The sequence below is a fragment of the Priestia sp. 40 genome (assembly GCF_049368575.1).
GTDB lineage: Bacteria > Bacillota > Bacilli > Bacillales > Bacillaceae_H > Priestia > Priestia zanthoxyli.
This window is the reverse complement of sequence record NZ_JBMPZA010000015.1, coordinates 293478-319037: the sequence shown is the minus strand read 5'-3', so window position 1 is coordinate 319037 and position 25560 is coordinate 293478. Positions and strand designations below refer to the sequence as shown.

The window sequence follows — 25560 nt, the reverse complement described above, 5'->3', positions numbered from 1 at the left end:
CATAAGCTCCTTTATGATAACGATAGTGGGACATAAGGGCCGATAATCAAAGATTCAGCTGGCGTATCAAATGTTGAGGATAAAGAGATATAGTTTGCATCACCAATTAAAAAAAGAGAGGAAGAAGATACGCCTGTAATACTAACGTCTCCAACAAGCAATTCGCGGTTTACAACGTTAAAGTTCATGAAGGGGGTCCACCTTTCTTTAAAGATTCAGGTAAATACGTTAAAAATGCGTCAATTCCTTTTTTCATATCTTCATAAAGTTTACCGATAATTTGAGGTTTGATTTGTTCGAAATTTCGTTCCATTTCTTCCGGTTGAACTTGCTGTATATAAAAAGTAATTCGCTGCTGCAGCTGCTTTTTAATATCTTCTAAAATAAACTCGTAGTACGATTCATCAATCATCATCGAGCGCTCATCTAGCACATGTTGAACCATCGAAAATCCATGTTGATTCAGTTCACTTATAATCGTTTCGTGAATATCTGAGACCCACTGTTTTTCTAAGTGACGTTCCAATGGTTTTAAGCTAGGATTTTGGGGTCCAGGGCCTCCGGGTTGTCCCGGCTGCTCACCTTGAGGCGGCTGCCCTTGTGGCTGAGCTCCTTGCGAAAATGTTACTTCTGGTTTCTCATTAATAATGATATCTTCTAAATTGTCAGGTGTGAGAGGGTTTAATCCAATATTAAGTGTTCCATCTAAAGAATCAATTTTTAACTGTTCAAATTTATATTCAATTTTATCAATTTTAATAGGTGGCTGTTCACCTAACTCTTTTATTTTCTGCTGAAGTTCTTGTACGTTTTTTTCAAGCTGAGCAATTCGTCCTTCTTGCTGCTGAATATACGAAGACATTTGCTGAACATACTGATGTACCTGCTGAATATAGTCCATGTTATCCACCTTCAATCACCTCGATTTCCTTACCTTCTGATAAAGAAAATAGTTATATATATACATATGGCGCTGAAGGCTGTAACATGTCAGTCGTTGTCTCGAGCTGGAGGAGTTAGCGACTGTGAAAAAGGGGCTGGGGCGGCTCCTGCGCCGGTTCCTGGAGTAAAGGTAGAAGGAGAGACAGATCCAAGAATTCCTTTTTTTGTTTCAGTAGGTGCAGCGCCTGTAAATCCTCCTGTATTAAAGAGATTTGAGTTCGGTTTAATAACACCTACGCTTCCAATTTGAAGTACCGACGAGTTACTTACAGCACTAATCTTCATACTTTGAATACAGATACTTTGATTCACGTAAAAGTTCATAAGCATCCCCCTGTATGAGCTTCATTTCTATTATAGATTTCCAGCGACATTTTGGTCATTTACGTCATTGTCTGACGTATTGGTTGAGCTCTGCTGATTCACAACATATAATCCGTCACCTGTATTAAACGAACCTGCGCCAGCAAATGTTTTAGCAGTGGAAATAGGGGCTATTGTATAAACATCTCCAATATGAAAGACGCTGGCTGAACCAACACTGTTAAGATTAACAACACCAACAATGGCAGGCATAGGCAAACACCCTTTTAATTTAGTCTAGTAACAGCATATGAAGCCTAGATAAAAAGGTGATTAATGCTTTTTCCTTATCTATATGCAGAGGAGAAGTAAAACATTAAAAAGAGGAATGGAAATAGTAAACATTGAAGAAAAACTTTTGCGTTCGATATAATGTGAAGGCAATAATGAAATCATGTAAGGTGTGAAAGAATGAAACGTTTTAAAATGAATGCAGCTGATAAAGAACAGCGTATTGAAGCGGCGGATGTATTAAAAGGAATTGCCCTTATCGGTATTTTGCTCATAAACATGCCGAATTTTTATTCGCCTGCTTCGTATTACGACAATAATTTGTTAGACGGTTCAAGAATGAATTATGTTGCTAACGGATTAGTTGATGTAGTTGTAGGGCAGACAGGATACGCGCTGCTTGCTATTTTGTTTGGGTTTGGTTTTATGAAAATGTTCGAGCGTACATATGAAAGACAAATAAGTTTTACTCCTTTTTATGTACGAAGAATGGCGGCTTTGCTTATCGTTGGAGCCATTCATGCTTTATTTATTTGGCATGGTGATATGATTGTGATATACAGCTTTTTTGCTTTGATTATGCTGTTTTTTCAAGAAGCAAAGAAAGAAGTGTTATTAGCGTGGGGAACTGGAATATTTAGTATTTACGCTGTAATTATGACTGTTATTTTAACAGTAGCTGCTTTTGCTAATGAAGGAGAGACAGCAGCAGGAATTTACCAGCCAATTATTGATAAAGCTCTTCAAGTATATGGACACGGAAGTTTTGCATCAATCTTTCATCAGCGCCTGCTTGATTGGTACTACGCTTATAATTTAAATACGGTTCCTTTTATGTTTTTATCACTATTTCCGCTGTTTTTATTAGGCGGCTTTATAGCAAAAAGCGAATGGTTTAAAGAAATAGAAGAATATATAGTTGAGACAAAGTGGATTTGTCTTATTTCATTCATCGTATACGGAGCATCATCTGTATTGCCTTATACTTTAGATCACAATGTAGCCACATCCTATATTCACGATACAATCGGAGGAACGGCAGGAGCAATTTTTATTGTAACGTTGGTTACATTAGCTATGCGAAGCGTATCTATTCAAAAAGTCATGCAGCCATTTGCTTTTTTGGGAAGAATGATTTTAACTAATTATATTGTCCAGTCTATTGTATGTACATTTCTTTTTTACTCATATGGATTAGGATACTATGGGCATATTTCAATTGTAGAAGGTTTGTCTATTGCGGCGATTATCCTTTCTATTCAACTGCTGGGAAGCTGGATATGGATTAGCCTATTTTCAGATGGGCCCCTTGAAAAACTCATTCGGTATGCTACTTATGGACGAAGTCGCTAAAAATCCTTTTCCTTCCTTTTATTATTGGTGAAGGAAAGGTTTTCATGATATGATATTTTCAGAAAGGACGTGAGATAAATGGCTCCACTACATATTCATGTAACGCTTTGGACATTATTGATTATCTCGTTTGTGGTTTCGTTGATTTTACATCGAGCAGGTAAAGCTAAAGGTCAAAAGATCTTACATATGGTAGCGAGACTTTTATACTTATTAGTATTAGTGTCAGGTCTGCATATGTTAGCAGCTTGGTATCATTTTCAAGGCGCAGCTCTTATTAAAGGAATTGCCGGAGTGTTAGTGCTTGTTGGAATGGAAATGGTACTTGTTCGTACTGAAAAAAGCAAGCGTACAGGCGTTGCTTGGGCAGTTCTTGCAATTGCGCTTATCTTAGTATTCTATTACGGATATGTTGTACTAGGATAATAAAAAAGCTATCTTAAACAAGATAGCTTTTTTATTTTGCTTTAATCTAAAAAAAGATTCATTGAACGTTCTCCATCGTTAACCGTATATTCAAACCGGTCTAGATGATGCGTGCCTCGTTCGAATAAATGCTGAACCGCACAAATTTTTTCCTCATTGTCATAAATGATAAAATTAGCACCTTTTGTATCACCGTCTGTCGGTAAAAAACATAATGTGTTGTGACAGTAAATACAATCATAAAGAGAGAATTTTAATGAGTTTAAGTGATGAGTAAATGATAAAAAGGTCTCTTTCGGCAGTGATTGAAGCAGCTGTTCGTATGCATAAGGTAGCTTTTTGGTCAGTCTTAGCTTATCCCCATTTCGCAATAAATACGTTCCATCGTGAAGCTTTATTTGACGGTCATCAACCATAATGGCTTTTTCCCAGCGTGTATCAATAAGAAGTTCTAATGTATCATCCATTACTTCATGGAGCATGGAAGCTTCGTCACTTTCATCTTCAAAGAAAATCCACTGTGAATCAACACATTCAACCGTACCAATCACGAAGGAACGCGGCTGATTGTTCATAGCTTGTTGTTTAGAATAATGATTCATAATCAAACCTCCGTGTGAAATTTATCCATATTTTTTTATTGCCTAAAAAAGCTGTCTTTATAACTCGAAAGTGAAAATAAAATATAAGGACAATTCAACTGTACCTATTGCGTGCATACAATGGCATTATTTCATTCATAAACAAGAGCGTGAAAGAAAGGATGATAAACGATGTGTGGTATAACGGGTTGGGTCGACTTAAAGCGATCGCTTTTAAATGAAACAGCAACAATAACAAAAATGGCTGATACTTTATCGAAAAGAGGTCCTGATGACACCAACGTATGGACACAGCAGCATGTTGCCTTTGGACACAAACGCTTAGTCGTAGTAGATCCTCAAGGCGGAAGACAGCCGATGACGAGAGAAAAAAACGAACAGCTCTACACGCTTTGCTATAATGGGGAGCTTTACAACACAGAAGATATTCGGAAAGAATTAATAAAAAGGGGCTATCAATTTCAAGGGCATTCCGATACGGAAGTACTTCTAACATCTTATATAGAATGGAAAGAAGCGTGCGTAGATCATTTTAACGGTATCTTTGCGTTTTCAATCTGGGATGAAGCCAATGAAAAGTTATTTATAGCACGTGACAGAATGGGAGTGAAGCCTCTATTCTATCGATCTTATGAAGGCGGAATTCAATTTGCATCAGAATTAAAGGCGATATTAGCTCATCCTGAAGTGAAAGCGGAAGTAGGATTAGATGGATTAGCAGAAGTATTTGGCTTAGGACCTTCTCGTTCTCCCGGCCACGGCGTATTTAAAGAAATAAATGAATTGCGTCCGGCTCACGCGCTCACGCTTACGCGTAACGGGTTGAAGATTTGGCGATACTGGAACGTAAAAAGTGAGCAGCATACAGATGATCTAGGTGAAACGACAGAAAAAGTTAAATTTTTAGTGCAAGACGCGATTGTAAGACAGCTAGTTTCCGATGTTCCGGTTTGTACATTTTTATCCGGTGGAGTAGACTCAAGCGCCATTACAGCAATCGCTGCAAATGCGTTCAAAGAAAGCGGCAAGGGCTCTCTTCATACGTATTCTATCGATTATGAAGACAATGATAAATTTTTTAAAGCAAATGAGTTTCAGCCCAATTCTGATGGAACTTATATCAAGCTCATGTCGGATACGTTTCAAACAAATCATCACCGCTGCATTATTTCAACGGAGGACCTTGTGCAGCATTTAACAGAGGCTGTAGAGGTGAGAGACCTTCCTGGAATGGCTGATGTAGATTCATCGCTGCTTTGGTTTTGCCGTGAAATCAAAAAGGACTTTGTCGTGAGCTTATCAGGAGAATGTGCAGATGAAATTTTTGGAGGATATCCGTGGTTTCACCGAAAACACGATTTGTCTTCGGATACCTTTCCGTGGATGCGTTCATTAGATGCTCGAATTGATTTGCTGCAAAGTTCATGGAGAAAGAAATTACAGTTAGAAGATTATGTGCGTGCAAGATATGAAGAAACATTAAAGGAAGTGCCTGAATTAGAAGGTGAATCGTTAGAAGATGCGCAGCGGAGAAAGCTGTTTTATTTAAATCAGGTTTGGTTTATGACAACTTTATTAGATCGTAAAGATCGCATGAGCATGGGAGCGAGCTTAGAAGTACGCGTACCTTTTGCAGATCATCGTCTTGTGGAATATGCATGGAACATTCCGTGGGAGATGAAAATGACGGGCAATAAAGAGAAAGGCATTTTACGTAAAGCCCTTGAAGGGATTTTGCCTCATGACGTTCTTTATCGCAAGAAAAGCCCGTACCCTAAAACGCATAATCCTGCTTATACAAAGGCTGTAACTGTATGGCTTCAATCCCTTTTACAAGATAAACAGTCACCTCTTCATGAATTTTTTGATAAGCAGCAGTTAAAGCATATTATTGATACAGGCGGAGAAGGGTTTAAAGCACCGTGGTTTGGTCAATTAATGACAGGGCCTCAGCTGCTAGCTCATCTAGCTCAAATTCACGTCTGGTTTACTCACAATAATATTCAGGTTGTTGAATGACAGAACCCTCTCAGTACAGAGGGTTTTTTTTATGACATTAGTCATCTATTTCTCTTTTTTGTACGTTTAAGTAGAGAAGGAGACTGCAGTCTATTTTTGTATAACTTTACATAGATATAAAATAAACGCTTGAAAGCACCGAATAAAGGGAAAGTGTATTGAAACCCCGGAAAAATGGTACAAACGTCATATTTCAATGGTGTAGTTACTGGTAATTTTATGATTTGGATAAAGACAAGCAGTTTATCGTTGTGTTTAATAATAAAGGTTTGTATAATGTTTGTATAACTATTGTATAGGATTAGGAGTGTATGTATGCAAAAAAACGTAATCGTGATTGGAGCAGGTCCAGGAGGACTAGCGGCAGCGATGCTGTTAGCAAGTCATGGCTATAAAGTAGATGTATATGAAAAGCAAGGATACGTGGGCGGGCGAAATTCAGCGATTAAAATGTCAGGTTATACATTTGATATGGGCCCTACATTTTTGAGCATGCCACAGATTTTTGAAGAATTATTTCAAGCTGCTAATTGCAATGCGCATGATTACATGGACTTAAAACGTCTAAATCTCATGTATGAGCTTATCTTTGATGATGCAAAGATTCAGATGACGGATAACCATAAAAAGATGAAAGAAGAAATTGAACGTTTATACCCAGGAAACGGAGAAGGGTATGAGCGTTTCATGAAAGACACCGAAGCAAAGATGGCGGCTTTGTTGCCTTTATTGCAGGGCCAGATGGATCGTTTTCATCACTATTTAAAGCCCGAAGCAATTCGAGCACTTCCGCATTTATCCTTAGGTAAAACGCTCTATGATGTACTTGGCAAATATTTCACTGATGAGAAATTGAAATTAGCTTTTACCTTTCAATCAAAGTACTTGGGAATGTCCCCTTGGGAATGTCCAGGAGCCTTTTCTATTTTATCTTTTATGGAACATGCTTACGGTATCTTCCATCCAATAGGAGGAGTAAATCAGCTATCTCAAGCAATGGCAAAAGTAGTGGAAGAACATCAAGGGCACATCCACTTAAACCAAGGTGTTCAGAAACTCTGGGTTGAAAATAAGAGAGTAAAAGGAATTATTCTAGAAAATGGAGAGCGAATAGGGGCAGATGACGTCATTATCAATGGAGATTTTGCCCATGCGATGACGAATTTACTAGATGAAGGTACGCTTAAAAAATATGCAGTTAAAAAGCTAGAGAAGAAAAAATACTCTTGTTCTACTTTTATGATTTATCTAGGCATAGACAAACAGTACAAAGACCTGCCTCATCACACGATTGTGTTTGCTGAAGACTATAAGAAAAATGTAGAAGAGATCACAAAAACGTTAGCTCTTTCAGAAGACCCTTCCATCTACATCCAAAACCCAGTTGTAACAGACCCAACTTTAGCGCCGGAAGGAAAGTCCGCTCTTTATATTTTAGCGCCGGTTCCGAATAATTTCAGCGGTGTAAACTGGGATGAAAAACAAAAAGCTTTTCGAGATGCAGTATTAAAAATTGTAGAAAAGAAAACGGGTTTCAAAGATTTAGAGAGTCATATTGAAGTTGAAAAAATCATTTCACCTAAGCAGTGGGAAGAAGACGTGCTGGTTTATAAAGGAGCGACATTTAACCTTGGACATCAGCTCACTCAAATGATGGTGCTGCGTCCGCATAATAAATTTGAAGAATTAGAAAACTGCTGGCTAGTTGGAGGAGGAACTCATCCAGGGAGCGGTCTACCAACTATTCTGGAATCATCTCGCATTACGACAAAGCTCATCTTAAAAAGAGACGGACAATTACTGAATGAGCCGTTTAAAAACATGAAGGAAATGGAGAGTGCATTATGAGAACAGCAATTGTTGGAGGCGGCATAGGCGGTTTAATCACCGCTTTGTTATTAAGCAAACGAGGTTTTTCTGTTGATATTTTCGAAAAAGAAAACAAGCTGGGCGGCCGGCTGGCGTTTGTAGAAAAAGACGGTTATAAAATTGATGAAGGCCCAACAATTGTCTTATTGCCTTTAATGCTTAAACGTATTTTAGATGAAGCGGGCATTTCTTCTTCTCAATATGAACTAATACGCTGTGATCCACTTTACGATATTCACTTTCCAGATGGAACGACCTATACCAAAAAAGCGACTGAAAAAGATCAGTTAGAGGAGATTAGCCGTTTATTTCCAGGTGAAGAGCAAAACTACCGGCGCTTTATGGAGGAGTTAAAAAAACGATTTGAATTAGGAAGCAAGGCATTTTTGGAAAAAACATTTGTAAATAAACGAGATTTTTGGACATGGCAAAACATTAAGACATTAAAAAAAATGAATGCAAATAAATCAATGAGAAAATTTGTTTCAACGTATTTCGATGACGAGCGTCTAGTAGATGCTTATTCTCTGCAATCTCTCTATATTGGAGGGAATCCTTATTCGGCACCAGCTATTTATTCCCTTGTTCCTTACAGTGAGCACGCTCACGGCATCTATTATGTAAAAGGTGGATACGCAAGTCTTGTGCCACTTCTTGAAAAGGCGCTAATGGAGCAGGGTGTAAACATTCATTTGAATAAGGCGGTTCAGGAACTTTCTATATCAGGAGACAAGACAGAAGGGGTTATTGTTGACGAAAAACTTTACCCATTTGATCAAGTTATTTTAAATGGAGACTTTCCTAACATGGCGAAAATTGCTCAAAAAAAAGAAAAAAAATATGTACCTTCGTCCAGCTGTCTGCTGCTTTACCTTGGTTTGAAGAGAAGATATGATCATCACAATGTACATCAATACTTCATGGGCAATGATTTGGCTAAACATATGGAAGCGGTGTTTAAGCATAAAACGATTCCTGAAGATCCAGCTATTTATACATTTAATCCCTCTGTTATTGATCCGTCGTTAGCTCCTGAAGGAAAAAGTGTACTGTATGCACTTGTACCGGTTCCATCAGGTGGACATATTGACTGGAGCAATCAGCAAGAATTTGTTGATAGAGTTATTTGCACCTTGGAAGAAAAAGGGTTTGAAGACCTTCGTAAAGAAATAGAGTGGGTACAAGTACGCACGCCAAATGATGCGCAAGCATTTGGACTTTACGAAGGCGGAAGCTTTGGTATTGCTCCTGAGCTGTTTCAATCAGGCGTATTCAGACCCCAGTATCAGCCGTACGAATACAAAAATGTTTTTGCGGTCGGAGCATCTATTCATCCAGGCGGAGGCGTGCCAATTGTTATGCAAGGAGCAAAAATGTTGGCTGATCATCTCATTGAACAATCGTCTATTCAAACGGTTGCAAAGCTCTCTTAAGATCTTGTGAAGCCATTAGGAAATGATGGTTTATCCTTTAATAGAGAAAGGGGTCCTATATGATGAACATTTCGTTAGACAAAGCGTACAATCAGTGTGAAGAAATTATTAAAGAAAACTCAAAAACGTTTTATAAAGCTTTTTCCATGCTGCCGTCAAAACAAAGAAAGGCAGTATGGGCGGTATATGCATTTTGCCGTCAAGTTGATGATATTGTGGATGAAGGAAGCAACCCTGAAATAGAGCTGCAGCAATTCGAATCAGAATTTGCCCGGTTTAAAAATGGAGAATTATTAAACGAAAGCCCCATGTGGGTAGCTCTGCGAAATGTATTTGAACAATATGAGATGAATGTTCAAGCGTTTGATGATATGATTACCGGCCAGCGAATGGATTTAGTAAAAAAAGAATACGATACGCTTGATGAAGTGAAAACATACTCCTATCACGTAGCGAGTACGGTAGGGTTAATGCTGTTACCGATTTTAGCTCCAACTACTCATAAAGAATTAGAAGAAGAAGCAGTTGCATTAGGCATTGCGATGCAGCTGACCAACATTTTAAGAGACGTGGGAGAAGACCTAGAGCGAGGGCGCATTTATTTACCGAAAGACCTTATGAATTCTTACGGATATACGCGCACGCTATTAGAGAACCGGTGGGTCACTTCTGAATTTATAGAAATGTGGGAGCACATGGCCAAAGAAGCGGAAATGTATTATATAAAAGGGCTTCAGTCGATTCATAAATATCCCGTGGCTTCTCGTTTACCTCTTACAGGAGCGGCGCATCTATACCGAGCGATTCTTGATAAAATTCGAAAAGAAAATTATGACGTATTTACAGAAAAGCACTTTGTCACAAGTCAAGTGAAAAAGAAAATTATGACATCTATTTCTACGGGGTAACGCAAAGGAATTACTTTTCCTTTGCGTTACTTTTTTTTGAAAAGATATGAAAGCGTTAACTATTATGTAAATAAGAAAAAAGTCTCATTTTTACGATATATTAACTTGAATATTCAGAAAATTAACTATATGATAATATATATAACATTAAATGTGAATAAAACTAACATGAAAGAGGGATTACGATGAAAAAAGTAGAAGCTATCATTCGTCCAGAAAAATTTCAAGCACTGCGCGTAAAATTAGAGGAAGTAGGAATAAACGGATTAACTGTCTCAGAAGTGGCAGGCTGCGGTCAGCAAAAAGGAGAGCAGGGACTGTTCAGAGGACAAAGTTTTGAAATAAAACTAGTACCTAAAGTCAAAGTAGAAATGATTTTAGAAACAGAACAAGTTGATGAAGTCATTAAGATCATTCAATCAATTTGTTCTACGAATCAAATAGGCGACGGAAAGGTTTTTGTATATCCGGTAGAGGATGCTGTACGAATTAGAACAGGAGAAGCAGGTATAGAAGCAATTTTATAAAAAGAGAGTGTTATTTTAATAGAGGGGGAGTTAAGCGTTGAAAAAGAAAATTAGTGCGGTTTTGTTTATTAGTTTGTTGGCAGCAACACGCGTTAATGCCGCTGATCCAACTGTTGAATCAGTCAGCGCATCAATTGATATGATGTGGGTAATGTTTGGGGCAGTATTGGTGTTTTTAATGCACGCAGGGTTTGCAATGGTTGAAACAGGCTTCACTCGTTCGAAAAATTCGCTTAATATCTTAATGAAAAATATGCTAACGGTAGCTGTATCCTCCGTCTTGTATTTTGTAATTGGTTTTGCTCTTATGTTCGGAAGTTCTAAAGGAGGATTTATCGGTTCAAGCGGTTTCTTTTTAAATGGAGAAAGCGATCAAATGAGCTTTTTTGTCTTCCAAATTGTTTTCGCAGCAACGTGCGCTACGATTATTTCAGGAGCGGTAGCGGAACGTATGAAATTATCCAGCTATATGCTGCTCACAATTGCGATGGTAGCTGTTATTTATCCAGTTGTAGGCCACTGGGTATGGGGAGGAGGATGGTTGTCTAAACTAGGCTTCGTAGATTTTGCAGGGTCGACAGTTGTTCATTTGACTGGAGCTCTTGGTGCGGCAGTAGCAGTTGCTTTTCTAGGAGCACGCCTTGGAAAGTATGGAAGCGATGGAAAAGTCAATGCTATTCAAGGACATAACATTCCACTTGGCGCATTAGGTGTATTTATCCTCTGGTTTGGCTGGTTTGGATTTAATGGAGGAAGTACATTAGCAGCGGATCCTGCCCTTGTACCAGGAATCATCGCAACTACATTAATGTCTGGGTCATGTGGAGTCCTGTCTTCTGCTTTATATACAAAGTTTCGCTACAAACGTATTGACGCTAGCTTAACATTAAACGGTGCCTTAGCTGGACTTGTAGGGATTACAGCTGGAACAGCAAACGTATCGATTCCAGGTGCGATCGTCATTGGGCTAATTGCAGGAATTATTCTAGTAGAAGCTGTGCATCTTATCGATAGCAAAATGAAGTTAGACGATCCAGTTGGCGCTATTACTGTTCATGGAATTTGCGGTATTTGGGGGACGTTAGCAGTGGGGCTGTTTGATACGACTAATGGTTTATTTTATGGCGGCGGCATACAGCTATTAGGTATTCAAGCTCTTGGAATTATAGCTGTGATGGGCTGGACAATTGGAACGGTTGGGTTATTCTTATTTGTTCTCACGCGTTTTTCTTCTATTCGAGTATCAAGCGAAGAAGAAATTGCTGGTTTAGATTTTGCTGAACACGGTTCATCCGCCTACGAATTTCGTGAAAGTTTTGTAGCGACAGGAGACGGTAATCTTCATCCTGAATTTGGTGTTGGATTGATTGATCGATTAAATAAAGTTGGTAAAGTATCGGACAAACCTCATATATCGAACGTAAATGAGACGGTATAGCAGTATATAGATGGAAAAAAGTGATTAAAAGTAAAAACTTTTAATCACTTTTTTTGTTTTTATCAACTTATTTAACAATAATGTAAGCGTTAACGTTATAATGGAAACAAAAGTGAGTTTGAAACAGTTCGTCTATAGGAGGGGAATAGATGAAATGGAAAAGGACAAGTATGCTACTTATACTATTATTGCTTTTTGGAAGCAGCGCCTCAGCGCAAGATCATAAAGATATACGTGATGAGGTGATATACTCATTGATGATTAACCGTTTTTATAACGGAAGTGAACAAAATGATCGAAATGTTAACTATGAACGCTCAGATGCCTATTATGGAGGCGATTTACAGGGAGTAGCACAAAAGTTAGACTATATTCAAGAGATGGGATTTACCGCTGTTTTATTGACTCCTTTTATGGAAAATGACGAGACAGGCTATCATGGATATGCGGTGACCAACCATTATAAAATAGACGATCATTTTGGAACGTTAAAAGACTTACAAAATCTTGTGAAGAAAGCACATGAGCGCAATATAAAAATTATGGTCGAATTTCCTTTGACAATCAGCAACGATCATACCTGGTTAGCAGATGAAGGAAAACAAACATGGATAAGTAATGAATCCGGTACAGATAACGAAGTAATTAAAGCATTGCCTCATCTTAATCTAAAAGAAAGCGCTGTGCAGAAATACCTTATTAAAAATGCTGCTTGGTGGAGAAAACAAGCAGATATTGACGGATATTACGTTAAAGATATCGATCAAGCTCCTTCTGCATTTATTTCATCATTTTCTCAGACGCTAAAAAGCATGGATCCTTCTTTTCTATTAATAGGAGAAATAAACGGGCAACGATTTAAAAAAAATGAGCAGACTGATTCGTTAGGAATGGATTTGCTTGTAGATAGAACGCTAGCCGAAGCCACTGCCGCTACGTTTAGCGGTACTAATCATCCGCAGAAAATGTTGTATGACAAGTGGGGAAAAGGAAGTAATCAGCCTTTAGCCAACTTTTTAGATGATGTTCATAGCACACGTTTTACAGCAAAAGCATTAAAGAGTGAAAATCACCCTGGAGCCCGAACAAAGCAAGGGCTTTCCTACCTTTATACTTCGCCGAGTGTACCAATCGTTTTTTATGGAACAGAAATTGCGCTGAATGGGGGAAAGGGAGCAGAAAATTATGGCATGATGAATTTTTTAGCTAATCCTGATATTATAGATCATTTGAAAAAACTGGCTGAACTTAGAGCAAAGTCACCCTCCCTTCGAAATGGAAGCTTTACCCTTGTTTCTGAACAAGAAGGTGTGGCTGTATATAAGAGAAAATATGAGGATGAAACGACGTTTGTTGTGATTAATAATACAAAGGAAACATCGGCCATTAATGTCCCGCTTGAAAAAGTTGGAAAAGAAAATGAACTAAGAGGGTTAATAACGGAAGGAATTATACGGCCAGTTGACGATGTATACAACATTTCATTGGAGCCTGAGACCACAAATGTATATAAAGTAGTGAAAAAGTCAGGGCTTAATATTGGATATATCGCAGCGGTTGCCGCTGTTTATACGGGATTTGGCATCTTTTTGTACAAAGCATCGTCAAAAAGAAGACAAGAAAAGAAAATTTTTCAATCTCGTAAAAAGGACAGCGCGTCGTAGTTGTCAAATTATATTGGATAAGTATTGAAGAAAACATAATTAAGAGGTGGAATTATGGGTGTAACAATAAAAGATGTGGCAATTTTAGCAAATGTAGCCCCTTCGACAGTATCTCGCGTCATTGCAGACAGCTCAAGAATTAGTGAAAAAACAAAACAGCGCGTGCGATCGGCTATGAAAGAACTTGGTTATCACCCAAATATTATTGCACGAAGTCTAGCAAATCAAACGACAGAGGCAGTCGGCCTAGTGATGCCGAGCTCAGCGGATAAGGTGTTTCAAAATCCATTCTTTCCTGAAGTGCTAAGAGGAATCAGCACTGGAGCTCATGAAAACAAAAGAGCGATTTATATGTCCACTGGGGAAACGGAAGAAGAGATTTTTGCAGAAGTTGTTCAAATGGTGCAAGGGAGAAGAGTGGATGGATTAATTTTGTTGTACTCCAAAGTTGATGATCAGGTGCTTTCTTATTTGCAAGAGCAGAGCGTACCGTTTGTAGTTATTGGAAAGCCGTTTAAACATAGTGAAAGCATCACGTTTGTTGATAATGATAATTTTAAAGCTGGAAAAGAAGCGACGGAATATTTAATTGAATCTGGTCATGAGCGTATTGCGTTTATTGGTGGAAGTCTTGAATTAGTCGTTACCATTGACCGTTTAACAGGCTATGATAAAGCGATTCAAAAAGCCAACATTCCTTACCGGGACGAGTATGTGATTCATGAAGAATTTCTACAAAAGGGAGGAAAAGAAGCTGTTTGCGAACTTTTATCTCTAAAAGAACGTCCAACGGCTCTAGTAGTAGCAGATGATCTAATGGCATTAGGTGTCTTAAATACATTAGATGAATTGGGGATTTCAGTGCCTGAAGACATTTCAATTGTCAGTTTTAACAATGTCTTAATCGCCGAAATGGCTAGACCAGCTCTCACATCTATTGATATTAATATTTTTGAACTTGGTTATCAGGCTGTACGCTGCTTGATTAAGCAGATTGAAACGCCATATGCCGTTGCAGAACAAGTGCGCGTTCCTCACAAAATGATTAAAAGACAGTCCTGCAAAACCATTCAAATGACGAAAAGATAACTTTATATACAAATAGAAAAGAGGCTGAGACAAAAGTATTGTAGTTGAAGGAAGGTCCGAACGAGTTTGATTCTTGATGGAGAATCAAACTCGTTCGGATTTTTTCGTTTTTAGATTAGATTGATTTAGGTATGTCTCAATATATTTTTTTATGCCAAATAAATTGGCATTTAAAGCGCAAAAAAAATATACACATGCCAATTATTTTTTTCTTTATCAAAAAGAAAGAATCATATAAGTGGCGAAAACCTTGATGACAAATAGGCTGTAAAGTTTTATTAAAAGTTGGCACGCTATTTGCATAACTATAAAGTAAACAAAGATTTGCATACTAGGAGGTATATATCATGGTAGTTTCTTATTCTCATGAACCATTTACAAATTTTAAGGACGAAAACAATAAAAAGGCATTTCAAGAAGCATTAACATATGTAAATACACAGCTTGGCAAAACGTACCCGCTTGTGATCGACGGTGAAAAAGTGGAAACTGAAGAGAAAATTACGTCTGTTAACCCAGCGAATATAAAAGAAGTGATTGGATATGTATCTACAGTAAATAAAGATCTAGCAGAGCAAGCGATGCAGTCAGCTTTAAAAGCTTTTGAAACGTGGAAAAAATGGAAAGTAGAACATCGAGCAGATATTCTTTTCCGTGCAGCGGCCATCATTCGTCGCAGAAAGCATGAATTTTCTAGTTATCTTGTAAAAGAAGCAGGAAAGCCTTGGAACGAAGCAGATGCTGATACAGCAGAAGCAATTGATTTTTTAGAGTACTACGCACGTCAAGTCTTGACGTTAAAAGACGGTTCTCCAGTACAGAGTCGAGACGGTGAGTATAATCAGTACAATTATATTCCGCTTGGCGTAGGTATTATCATTTCACCATTTAACTTCCCGTTAGCTATCATGGCTGGAACAGCAGTAGCAGCTATCGTAACAGGCAACACGATTTTATTAAAGCCAGCTGATGCCACTCCTGTAGTAGCAGCGAAATTTGTAGAAGTAATGGAAGAAGCAGGTTTACCGAAAGGCGTATTAAACTTTATTCCTGGTGCTACACCTGAAATCGGTGACTACTTAGTTGAACATCCAAAAACACGCTTTGTTTCATTTACCGGCTCGCGCGCAGTAGGTTGCCGCATTTACGAAAGAGCAGCAAAAGTACAGCCGGGACAAAAATGGCTAAAACGAGTTATTGCTGAAATGGGCGGAAAAGACACGGTGGTTGTAGACAAAGATGCAGATCTTGATTTAGCAGCTTCTTCAATCGTATATTCTGCATTTGGTTTTGCAGGGCAAAAATGCTCCGCAGGTTCTCGTGCTGTTGTGCATCAAGATGTATATGATGAAGTGCTTGAAAAAGCAGTTGCGCTAACAAAAACATTAACCGTTGGCAACCCGGAAGAAGTTTCGACTTATATGGGACCTGTTATTCACGAGGCTTCGTACAATAAAGTATTATCGTATATTGAAATTGGAAAAGAAGAAGGGCGTCTCGTTGCGGGAGGAGAAGCAGACAATTCAACTGGATACTTCATTCAGCCAACTATTTTTGCGGATGTAGATGAAAAAGCTCGTCTCATGCAAGAAGAAATTTTTGGTCCGGTAGTAGCATTCTCTAAAGCGCGAGATTTTGATCATATGATGGAGATTGCAAACAATACAGAATATGCATTAACAGGCGCTTTATTATCAAATAACCGCGAGCATATTGAACGCGCTCGTGAAGAGTTCCATGTTGGAAATCTGTATTTTAACAGAGGATGTACAGGAGCGATTGTTGGTTACCAGCCTTTTGGTGGATTTAATATGTCAGGAACGGATTCAAAAGCAGGCGGACCGGATTATCTTGTTCTTCACATGCAAGCAAAAACAACATCTGAAACATTCTAATTGGGAAATAAGGAGGAGTAAATATGACAACTGAAACACAAAAAACGGTGAAAATCATTGAACAAACAGAAAAATTTGGGGCACACAACTATCATCCGCTGCCGATTGTAATTGAAAAGGCAGAAGGCGTATGGGTACACGATCCAGAAAATAATAAATATATGGATATGCTAAGTGCTTATTCTGCTGTTAACCAAGGACATCGTCATCCAAAAATTATTGAAGCATTAAAACGTCAAGCTGATAAAGTAACGTTAACGTCACGAGCGTTTCATAATGATCAGCTTGGTCCATGGTATGAAAAGATTTGTAAATTAACAAATAAAAATATGGCTCTTCCAATGAATACGGGAGCAGAAGCGGTGGAAACAGCCATTAAAGCTGCACGCCGCTGGGCTTACGATGTGAAAGGTGTTGCTGAAAATCAAGCACAAATCATCGCATGTGTGGGCAACTTCCACGGTCGTACAATGACAGCTGTTTCATTATCATCTGAAGCAGAATATCAACGTGGTTTTGGACCGATGCTTCCAGGACTTCAAACGATTCCTTACGGTGATTTAGAAGCGTTAAAAGCTGCTATTACACCAAATACGGCCGCATTTTTAATTGAGCCAATTCAAGGCGAAGCAGGTATCGTTTTACCTCCAGAAGGCTTCTTAAAAGCTGCAGCTGACTTATGTAAAGAAAACAATGTGCTATTTATTGCTGACGAAATCCAAGTCGGCTTAGCGCGTACAGGGAAGATGTTTGCTTGTGATTGGGAAGGTGTAGAACCAGATATGCTGATTTTAGGTAAAGCGCTTGGAGGAGGAGTTTTCCCTATTTCTTGCGTAGTCGCTAACGAAGACATTTTAAGTGTCTTTAACCCTGGCTCTCATGGTTCAACATTTGGAGGAAACCCGCTTGCTTGTGCCGTATCATTAGCTGCTTTGGAAGTAATTGAAGATGAAGAACTTCCAGCGCGTTCATTAGAATTAGGTTCTTATTTCAAGCAGAAGCTCCAAAGCTTAAGCAATCCAGTTATTAAAGAAGTGCGCGGCCGAGGCCTGTTCATCGGGGTAGAATTACACGAAGAGGCTCGTCCTTATTGTGAAAAATTAAAAGACCAAGGTTTGCTTTGTAAAGAAACGCATAGTACGGTTATTCGTTTTGCTCCGCCCCTAACGATTTCAAAAGAAGAGTTGGACTGGGCAATTGAACGAATTGAAAAAGTATTTGCTGAGTAATCGGTTTAAAATAAATAAAAATAGTACGATATGTATATATCGTACTATTTTTGTTCATATGCAGCTAAATAACGTTTTTATTTGATAGGCAGGAGGAATAGAAGTGTATACCCAACTCTCACAGCTAAGCATAGAAGAGCAAGTTGAATGTTTAACAAAAGCGTTAGTGAAAATCAAAAGTATCAATGGGACAAGCGGCGAAGTAAAGATTGCTGATTTCATTAAAAACACGCTTCAAAGTTTTCCTTATTTCAAAGAAAATCCCCTTCACGTTTGGGAACAGAAAATTAATGGCGATACGCTAGGTAGAAAAAATGTATTTGCTTTTATTCAAGGCAGCAAAAAAAATGCTCAAACAATGATTTATCACGCTCACTTAGATACGGTTGGCATTGAAGATTTTGGTCCATTAAAAGACATAGCGTTAGATCCAGAAGAACTTCAGCACTATTTCTCTATGCATAACATTAATGAAGATGTACAGCGAGATGCTCGTTCAGGTGAATGGATGTTTGGAAGAGGAGCCGTTGATATGCAAAGTGGAATTGCTGTACATTTAGCCAATGTGCTGCATTTTACTAAGCATCCAAATCAATTAGAAGGAAACGTCCTTTTTATGGTCAACCCAGATGAGGAAAGTCAGCATGCTGGAATTATTTCTGCTGTTTCTGAACTGAACCGTTTGAAAAAAGAGAAAAATCTTTCATATGTAGCAGCGATTAATACCGACTTTATTACACCTCTTTACGATGGAGATTCCACGCGCTATATTTATACAGGAGCTGCTGGGAAACTGCTTCCATGTTTTTATATTTACGGAAGGGAGGTACACGTAGGAGATACGCTTGCTGGTATAGATCCTAATTTGATTGCATCTGAGATTACGGGAAGCATCCATAACAATATTAATCTAGCTGAAAATATTGAAGGAGAGCTGGTACTGCCACCTTCCTGTCTGTATCAACGAGATAATAAAGAGGCTTATAATGTGCAAACCGCCGTAAGCAGTCATTTGTATTTTAACTATTTCATCTATGAACGAACGGCAAAAGAAGTGATGAGTCAATTAATTGGATTATCAATCGAAGCATGTGAAAAAGTAGAGAAAAAACTTTCTGATTATTACGAACTTTTTGCGCGAAGAACGAATTTACCAAAGCGAAACTTGTCTTGGAAAGTGGATGTTGTGAGTTTGGAAGATTATCTGGAAGAATTGGATCAAAAAGGGATAAATGCTCAGGCTTGTATTGAACGAGCTTTCGAACAGTATGCGCATTTAGAACTTAGAACAAGGTGCTTTAAAGTAATTGAAGAACTTCAAAAGTTAGATCCGCATCAAAGTCCGCGCGTAATTGTCTTTTTTGCACCGCCTTACTTGCCTCATAATCACTTGAAGAAAGACGAAAGTAGAGATCAGCAGCTTCTTTATCCTTTACAAGCGGCTGTGGAGAAGGTTGGAAAACAGACGGGAGAGACGTTTCAGTTTAAAAAATTTTTTCCCTACCTAGCGGATGGCAGCTTTTTATCTCTTCATGAGACAGATGAGGAAATCGATGCTTTTACACGTAACTTTCCGGGGTGGGGGATTGCAGGGGCGATTCCTTTCCGTGAAATTCGAGAGTTAAATATTCCGTCCATCAATATAGGAGTATATGGGAAAGACGGACATAAGTGGACAGAGCGAGTGTATAAGCCTTATTCGTTCGGCGTCCTTCCTAAGCTGATTCAAGAAACAACTGTTCAGATGCTAAAAAGTAGGCATGCTTGTACAAACCACATATAAGAAAATGAAGAACGGAGGTACCGATGAATAGACATACAGAACAAAACCAATTACAGAGAACAATGAAAAGCAGACATTTATTTATGATTGCGTTAGGAGGCGTGATTGGAACAGGCCTATTTTTAGGTTCGGGTTTTACTATTAGCCAGGCAGGGCCGGGAGGAGCCATTCTTGCTTATATAATAGGCGGCTTCCTCATGTACTTAGTTATGCTTTGTTTAGGAGAGCTAGCGGTAGCAATGCCGGTTTCAGGTTCCTTTCAAGAATACGCTACAAGGTTTTTAGGACCTTCTACAGGCTTTATGATTGGATGGCTGTACTGGTTCAGCTGGGCAAATACGACAGGGCTTGAATTTACGTCAGCAGGAATTTTAATGCAGAGGTGGTTTCCTGATGTACCTATATGGTCATGGTGCTTGATTTTTGGGGTCATTACGTTTTTAATTAACGCTCTTTCTGCTCGAAGCTATGCTGAAACTGAGTTTTGGTTTTCGAGTATTAAAGTTACGGCTATTATTCTATTTATTTTAATTGGAGGAGCTGCTGTTTTTGGTTTTATTGATTTTAAGGGAGGAGAACCCGCACCGTTTCTTTCACATTTTACCCAAGGCGCAGGTCTTTTTCCAAATGGAATACTGGCAGTTTTATTGACTTTAGTAACGGTTAACTTTTCGTTTCAAGGAACGGAGCTTGTTGGCATTGCAGCAGGAGAAAGTGAAAGTCCTGAGAAAACGTTGCCGAGATCTATTCGAAACGTCATTTGGAGAACGCTGTTTTTCTTTGTGTTAGCTATGTTTGTTTTAGTCTCTATTCTGCCATACAAAACAGCGGGAGTTATTGAAAGTCCGTTTGTTGCCGTATTAGATCAAATTGGAATTCCCTATGCAGCGGATATCATGAACTTTGTCATTTTAACAGCTGTGTTATCCGTGGCGAACTCTGGGGTCTACGCTGCTTCCCGTATGCTTTGGTCATTGTCAAACAGCAATATGGGGCCAAAACCTTTAAAGAAATTATCTTCAAAAGGTGTTCCAATTAACGCGTTAATTGTGACGATGATTATTTCGGGATGCTCGTTGATTACAAGCGTCGTGGCTGCTGAAACCGTATATCTTTGGTTTATTTCGATTTCAGGAATGGTGACCATTATTGTTTGGATGTCCATTTGTGCCTCTCAATTTATGTTCCGCCGTCGTTTTTTAGCGGAAGGGGGAGATGTAAAGGAATTGAAATTTAAAACGCCCCTTTATCCGTTCGTTCCTATTCTAGGTTTTTGTTTGTATGGACTTGTATTAATCAGCTTAATTTTTATTCCGGATCAACGAATTGGTCTTTACTGCGGGGTCCCTTTAATTATTGTACTCTACGTGTATTATCACGTAGGAATCAAGAAAAATATTAATCAAAAACAATCGGATTCACCGGTTTATAAAGCAAAATAAAAAAGAAGTGCACTGTGCACTTCTTTTTTATTTAGAGCGGATGTCTAATCGTTTCATACGATACTGCAAGCTTTGTCTAGTCAGCCCTAGTATCTTAGCACTTTTTGAGATGTTGTGGCTGTGTTGTTCAAGCGTTTGTTTAATACATTCTGCTTCGAACGCTAACAGCTGTTCCTTTAAAGGAAGAGAAGGTTGAAAAGCGCTTGGATAAGAAGGTGCTTCACTGCTTGTTTTATTTTCAAAGTGTTCATGCTGCTTTAGCTGGAACTTCGTTCTGTATTGGAAAGGCAGGTGAGAATAGTGAATAACATCTTCATCCATCACCAAGTTCATTGCACCTTCAATAATGTGTTCTAATTCCCGTACGTTCCCTGGCCAGTCATAAGAGAGAAACGAAGACATGACTTGGTGATCTATGGTTTTTACATTCATCTGAAACAAATCATTGTATTTTTTGATGAAAAACTTTGTTAATTCAATAATATCTTCTTTTCGTTCACGAAGAGGAGGAATAAAAAGCGTCACGACGCCAAGTCGATAATATAAGTCTTTGCGTAATCGATTTTCTGCAATCGCATCGATTGGGTCTTCATTCATGTTCGCGATGACTCGAACGTTCACCGGTTTGTCCACTGTATCCCCAATTCTTCGTACGGTTTTTTCTTGCAGTACTCGAAGAAGCTTAGCCTGCAGATTTGGGTTTAACGAGTTGATTTCATCTAGCAGTAATGTGCCTCCTTGCGCTTGTTCGAAAAGACCAGGATTATCCATTGCACCTGTAAAAGCTCCGCGTTTCGTACCGAATAAAAGGCTTTCAATTAAATTATCCGGTAGCGCAGCACAGTTTTGTGAAATAAAAGGAGCAGAAGAGCGGCTGCTGCCATTATGTATGCTTTGAGCAAACAGTTCTTTCCCCGTGCCTGTTTCTCCAATAATTAAGACATAAGAAGGAGTTCTAGTGGCGCGTTTGGCGTCTTCAATCACATCGTGAACGGCTTGACTGCTTCCGATGATGCTATCAAACGTAAAGCGTGTGTTTCCTTTTTGCCTAATGTTTTGCCGGATTAGACGCTCTAGTTTTGTCACGTCCTGAGCAATTTCAACCGCTCCGTGAATGACACCGTCTTTTAAAATAGGAAAGGTGTTATTAATCGTTGTGATTTCTTGCCCTTGATTGTTAAAATACGTTTGCTTGACGTTAACCGTTTCTTTTCCTTTTTGCAGCGCTTGTACAAGCGTGCTTTGCTGATTTTCTTTGAACATAAACACATCTAGCAAGTTTTTATGTAAAACGTCTTGTTCATCCATCAGCTCCATCTTTGTCATCTTTTCATTGTAAATAATCGTCTTTCCTGTTTCATCGACCGCATGGATACCAGCATCGACTTTATTTAAAATGGTTTCATATATATGTTTAAGAGTGCTTAATGTATCGGTCATTCAAATACTCTCCTTTAGCGGTGTTCATATCTCTATTTAAACAAAAATAGCTGAATTCTGATAGTGTTTCCACATAAAAATAAATGAATGACCGAAGAGAAATGTTATCCGTTTACAATGGATCCTCCATTAATGTGAAGGACTTGCCCTGACATATAAGAAGAATCAGAGCTTGCCAAATATACATAGGCCGCTCCGAGCTCAGAAGGCTGTCCTGCGCGTTTCATAGGTGTGTTAGATCCAAATGTTGCAACTTGCTGTTCGTCGAACGTAGACGGAATAAGAGGTGTCCAGATGGGTCCTGGAGCTACGCCGTTTACACGAATGCCTTTTGTTGCGAGCGAAGCTGACAAAGAACGTGTGAAAGCCACGATAGCACCCTTGGTTGAAGAGTAATCAATCAGCTGGTCATGCCCATGATAGGCTGTCACAGACGTTGTATTAATAATAGCGCTTCCTTGTTTTAAATGAGGCAATGCAGCTTTGGTCAAATGGAAAATTGAAAAAATATTCGTTTGAAACGTACGGGTAAGCTGTTCAGTCGTGATATCCGTAATACTTTTTTGAGGGTGCTGTTCAGCTGCATTATTGACTAAGATGTCTATTTTTCCGAAAGTCTGAATGGCCTTTGAGATGACTTCTTGACAAAAATGTTCATCTCCTATGTCACCAGCAAGCAACAAACAAGAAGCTCCCATTCGTTCAACTTGTTTTTTAGTTTCATTTGCATCATCGTGTTCATTAAGATAGGTTACAACAACGTTTGCACCTTCTTTCGCATAATGGTAAGCGACAGAACGCCCAATTCCGCTGTCTCCTCCTGTGATAACGGCTACTTTGTTCTGTAATTTTCCGCTTGCCTTATAGTCTGGAGCGATAGAGGTAGGGATTGGATGCATATCTTTCTCAATACCTGGCTGAGTTTGCTGATGCTGAGGAGGGAAGTTTTGTTTTTGATTTTGATTCATTGGTATACACTCCTTAATTAATATAAGTATGTAAGCGTATACTAGTATTTGTTAAGAGAGTGTATCTATGCACAGGGATAAGCCTAAACGGATAAAAAAAGGCTTTGAAAGAAAAAATGAATGCCAGGGGCATCCATTTTTAGCGGTAATTAATAAATTGTACGTCAATAGGTAAATCAGCGCTGCGAATAGCTGAAATAATTTGCTGCAGGTCATCACGATTTTTACCGCTTACGCGAAGCTGATCATCTTGAATTTGGCTTTTTACTTTTAAACCGGTATTTTTAATAATTGTATTTAGCTTTTTAGCGTTGTCTTTGTCGATACCTTGAATTAACTTAGCGCGCTGTCTAACCGTTCCTCCAGAAGCATTTTCAATTTTACCGTAGGAGATATTGCGTGTAGGTACGCCGCGTTTGATGAGCTTAGAAATCAGTACGTCTTTTAACTGTTCAAGCTTAAATTCATCATCAGAAATAAGAACAAGCTCTTCGTTTTCAAGCGAGATTTCGCTTTTACTGCCTTTAAAATCGTAGCGGGTTTTAATTTCTTTTGTTGCCATGGTAATGCCGTTTGTTACCTCTGATAAATCGACTTGTGACACAACGTCAAATGAACTATCTTTAGCCATAATAACCTCCATATGTAAAGAGTTTGTTCTTTTATTATAAATAAAACACAAACTGTATACAACTGATATTGAATAGAGAGCCGGTAATTGATACAATACAAGTTATGCTTTTTGTTGTAAGCTATAGAAGCAGCTTTTTAACAAAACGTATGCATTTAAGTTAATTTGAACTTTAGAATGCTGTTTGATGCAAAGTGAGAAGGTATGTGGTGAAGGAACAATCACTACTAATTTATATAAAGGATGGATAGAACGATGAATGTAGAAGCTGGGATGAAAGCGTATTTAACAGTAAACCGGGAAACGCCGATTGGTTATATGTTAGCAGAAGGCGAAGAAGAAATTTTGCTACATAAAAATGAAACAACAAGAGAACTTGCTGAAGGAGAAGAAGTAGAAGTTTTCCTATACCTTGATCAGCATGATCGCTTAACGGCAACGATGCACTTACCCCTTGTTGAAGAAGGTGTCTATGAGTGGGTTGAGGTCGTAGACGTTAATCCAGGTTTAGGTGTGTTTGTAAATATCGGCATGAACAAAGATATGTTAATTGGTTCAACCGACTTACCTGCTCTAGAAGAGCTGTGGCCAGAAGTTGGAAACAAAGTTTACTGTACGATGAAGATTTCAAAGCGCGGTAAGATGTACGGGAAAATTGCTACAGATGATGTGATGAAAGCAATGGCATTAGATGCTCCACCTGAACTTTTTAATCGTGAAGTGAGCGGATATATCTATCGCGTCCTGCGCGTAGGTTCATTTATTATGACAGATGAAGGGTATGTTGGGTTTATCCACGAAAGCGAAAGACGTAGAGAACCAAAGCTTGGTACGTATGTAACCGGCCGTGTCATTAATGTAAAAGAAGACGGAACCTTAAACGTATCACTTCTTCCTCGCAAACAAGAAAGCATGGATGAAGATGCACAAGTACTATACGATTACATGGAAAGTCGCGGTGGCGTTATGCCATTTTGGGATAAAAGCTATCCAGAAGATATCCGTGAGCGCTTTAATATGAGTAAAGCTGCGTTTAAGCGTGCGCTTGGTAAAATGATGAAAGAAGGAAAAGTTTATCAAGAAGAAGGATGGACATATTTTAAAAAAGAAGAAAACTAAAAGGAGAAGCCGCTGAATTTTCAGCGGCTTCTTTTTATAAGTGATCAGTTTTTTTAGAAAATGAATGTTTTCCAAGCTCACCGTTATGCTTAGCTTGCAGATTCTTTTCGTGAAGCTTTGCGTTATTATCTTTTGCTTTTTTATCGTTATCGCTCGTTTTTGGCATTGTGATACACCCCTTTTTGATCG

24 protein-coding genes are annotated in these 25560 nt (G+C 38.7%); 15 read left to right on the top strand and 9 right to left on the bottom strand.

From position 1 onward, the window contains the following. Window positions 1–11: 11 nt before the first annotated feature. From ACO1DI_RS16465 to ACO1DI_RS16450, 4 genes are all read right to left on the bottom strand, one after another. Window positions 12–188 (bottom strand): hypothetical protein, encoded by a 177-nt coding sequence (locus ACO1DI_RS16465; RefSeq protein ID WP_013055355.1) that lies wholly within the window; start codon window positions 186–188, stop codon window positions 12–14. After that, window positions 185–901 carry a spore germination protein GerPC gene (gene gerPC / locus ACO1DI_RS16460; RefSeq protein WP_014461638.1) on the bottom strand — a complete coding sequence of 239 codons (717 nt, stop codon included), beginning with the start codon at window positions 899–901 and terminating at the stop codon, window positions 185–187. Before gerPC ends, ACO1DI_RS16465 begins: the two co-directional genes overlap by 4 nt. A gap of 89 nt (window positions 902–990) precedes the next feature. Further along, window positions 991–1266, bottom strand: coding sequence for a spore germination protein GerPB (locus ACO1DI_RS16455; protein WP_014461637.1), 276 nt, complete (start codon window positions 1264–1266; stop codon window positions 991–993). A 30-nt stretch (window positions 1267–1296) separates the two neighbouring features. Continuing rightward, window positions 1297–1518: a spore germination protein gene (locus ACO1DI_RS16450; protein ID WP_013055358.1), complete on the bottom strand. Its 222-nt coding sequence runs from the start codon at window positions 1516–1518 to the stop codon at window positions 1297–1299. 198 nt (window positions 1519–1716) lie between these two features. On the opposite strand from ACO1DI_RS16450, the gene ACO1DI_RS16445 reads away from it, so the two are divergent. After that, window positions 1717–2889, top strand: a complete 1173-nt coding sequence (locus ACO1DI_RS16445; protein WP_208732742.1) for a DUF418 domain-containing protein — start codon at window positions 1717–1719, stop codon at window positions 2887–2889. A gap of 78 nt (window positions 2890–2967) precedes the next feature. Further along, on the top strand, window positions 2968–3315 hold the full coding sequence (locus tag ACO1DI_RS16440) for a DUF1516 family protein (RefSeq protein WP_140451665.1): 348 nt from the start codon (window positions 2968–2970) through the stop codon (window positions 3313–3315). Between the two features lie 41 nt (window positions 3316–3356). On the opposite strand, the gene ACO1DI_RS16435 is transcribed toward ACO1DI_RS16440, so the two are convergent. Beyond that, window positions 3357–3917, bottom strand: coding sequence for a DUF2777 domain-containing protein (locus ACO1DI_RS16435; RefSeq protein WP_014461634.1), 561 nt, complete (start codon window positions 3915–3917; stop codon window positions 3357–3359). Window positions 3918–4088: 171 nt separating this feature from the next. On the opposite strand from ACO1DI_RS16435, the gene asnB reads away from it, so the two are divergent. The 12 genes from asnB to ACO1DI_RS16375 all read left to right on the top strand — a co-directional run bounded on the left by asnB (window position 4089) and on the right by ACO1DI_RS16375 (window position 21213). Continuing rightward, window positions 4089–5936 (top strand): asparagine synthase (glutamine-hydrolyzing), encoded by a 1848-nt coding sequence (asnB, locus tag ACO1DI_RS16430; protein WP_014461633.1) that lies wholly within the window; start codon window positions 4089–4091, stop codon window positions 5934–5936. Window positions 5937–6251: 315 nt separating this feature from the next. Continuing rightward, window positions 6252–7784, top strand: coding sequence for a phytoene desaturase family protein (locus tag ACO1DI_RS16425; RefSeq protein ID WP_423145473.1), 1533 nt, complete (start codon window positions 6252–6254; stop codon window positions 7782–7784). Further along, window positions 7781–9238, top strand: coding sequence for a phytoene desaturase family protein (locus ACO1DI_RS16420; protein WP_423145472.1), 1458 nt, complete (start codon window positions 7781–7783; stop codon window positions 9236–9238). Before ACO1DI_RS16425 ends, ACO1DI_RS16420 begins: the two co-directional genes overlap by 4 nt. Window positions 9239–9297: 59 nt before the next feature. Then, complete coding sequence (locus ACO1DI_RS16415; protein ID WP_042992336.1) at window positions 9298–10146, top strand: phytoene/squalene synthase family protein; 849 nt, start codon at window positions 9298–9300, stop codon at window positions 10144–10146. Window positions 10147–10331: 185 nt separating this feature from the next. Continuing rightward, window positions 10332–10673 carry a P-II family nitrogen regulator gene (locus tag ACO1DI_RS16410; protein ID WP_014461630.1) on the top strand — a complete coding sequence of 114 codons (342 nt, stop codon included), beginning with the start codon at window positions 10332–10334 and terminating at the stop codon, window positions 10671–10673. Between the two features lie 37 nt (window positions 10674–10710). Continuing rightward, entirely contained in the window at window positions 10711–12111 is a 1401-nt protein-coding gene (locus tag ACO1DI_RS16405) for an ammonium transporter (RefSeq protein ID WP_042992335.1), read from the top strand. Window positions 12112–12260: 149 nt separating this feature from the next. Continuing rightward, a complete protein-coding gene (locus ACO1DI_RS16400) occupies window positions 12261–13775 on the top strand; it encodes an alpha-amylase family glycosyl hydrolase (RefSeq protein ID WP_042992334.1) in 1515 nt (504 codons plus the stop codon). Window positions 13776–13829: 54 nt separating this feature from the next. Continuing rightward, on the top strand, window positions 13830–14864 hold the full coding sequence (locus tag ACO1DI_RS16395) for a LacI family DNA-binding transcriptional regulator (RefSeq protein ID WP_014461626.1): 1035 nt from the start codon (window positions 13830–13832) through the stop codon (window positions 14862–14864). A 347-nt stretch (window positions 14865–15211) separates the two neighbouring features. Continuing rightward, window positions 15212–16759, top strand: a complete 1548-nt coding sequence (pruA, locus tag ACO1DI_RS16390) for an L-glutamate gamma-semialdehyde dehydrogenase (protein ID WP_014461625.1) — start codon at window positions 15212–15214, stop codon at window positions 16757–16759. A 23-nt stretch (window positions 16760–16782) separates the two neighbouring features. Next, window positions 16783–17988 carry an ornithine--oxo-acid transaminase gene (locus ACO1DI_RS16385; protein WP_014461624.1) on the top strand — a complete coding sequence of 402 codons (1206 nt, stop codon included), beginning with the start codon at window positions 16783–16785 and terminating at the stop codon, window positions 17986–17988. Between the two features lie 103 nt (window positions 17989–18091). Next, window positions 18092–19771 carry a M20/M25/M40 family metallo-hydrolase gene (locus ACO1DI_RS16380; protein ID WP_014461623.1) on the top strand — a complete coding sequence of 560 codons (1680 nt, stop codon included), beginning with the start codon at window positions 18092–18094 and terminating at the stop codon, window positions 19769–19771. A 23-nt stretch (window positions 19772–19794) separates the two neighbouring features. Next, window positions 19795–21213: an amino acid permease gene (locus tag ACO1DI_RS16375; RefSeq protein WP_098113546.1), complete on the top strand. Its 1419-nt coding sequence runs from the start codon at window positions 19795–19797 to the stop codon at window positions 21211–21213. A 27-nt stretch (window positions 21214–21240) separates the two neighbouring features. Here the strand turns inward: ACO1DI_RS16375 and ACO1DI_RS16370 are convergent, their stop codons facing one another. The 3 genes from ACO1DI_RS16370 to ACO1DI_RS16360 all read right to left on the bottom strand — a co-directional run bounded on the left by ACO1DI_RS16370 (window position 21241) and on the right by ACO1DI_RS16360 (window position 24252). Next, window positions 21241–22653: a sigma-54 interaction domain-containing protein gene (locus tag ACO1DI_RS16370; RefSeq protein ID WP_014461620.1), complete on the bottom strand. Its 1413-nt coding sequence runs from the start codon at window positions 22651–22653 to the stop codon at window positions 21241–21243. Between the two features lie 104 nt (window positions 22654–22757). After that, window positions 22758–23621, bottom strand: coding sequence for an SDR family oxidoreductase (locus ACO1DI_RS16365; RefSeq protein WP_014461619.1), 864 nt, complete (start codon window positions 23619–23621; stop codon window positions 22758–22760). 139 nt (window positions 23622–23760) lie between these two features. Beyond that, on the bottom strand, window positions 23761–24252 hold the full coding sequence (locus ACO1DI_RS16360) for a YajQ family cyclic di-GMP-binding protein (protein WP_014461618.1): 492 nt from the start codon (window positions 24250–24252) through the stop codon (window positions 23761–23763). Between the two features lie 255 nt (window positions 24253–24507). Between ACO1DI_RS16360 and ACO1DI_RS16355 the strand changes: the two genes are divergently transcribed. Next, window positions 24508–25371 carry a CvfB family protein gene (locus ACO1DI_RS16355; RefSeq protein ID WP_014461617.1) on the top strand — a complete coding sequence of 288 codons (864 nt, stop codon included), beginning with the start codon at window positions 24508–24510 and terminating at the stop codon, window positions 25369–25371. A 34-nt stretch (window positions 25372–25405) separates the two neighbouring features. Here the strand turns inward: ACO1DI_RS16355 and ACO1DI_RS16350 are convergent, their stop codons facing one another. After that, entirely contained in the window at window positions 25406–25537 is a 132-nt protein-coding gene (locus ACO1DI_RS16350) for a DUF3941 domain-containing protein (RefSeq protein WP_014461616.1), read from the bottom strand. Between the last annotated feature and the right edge of the window lie 23 nt (window positions 25538–25560).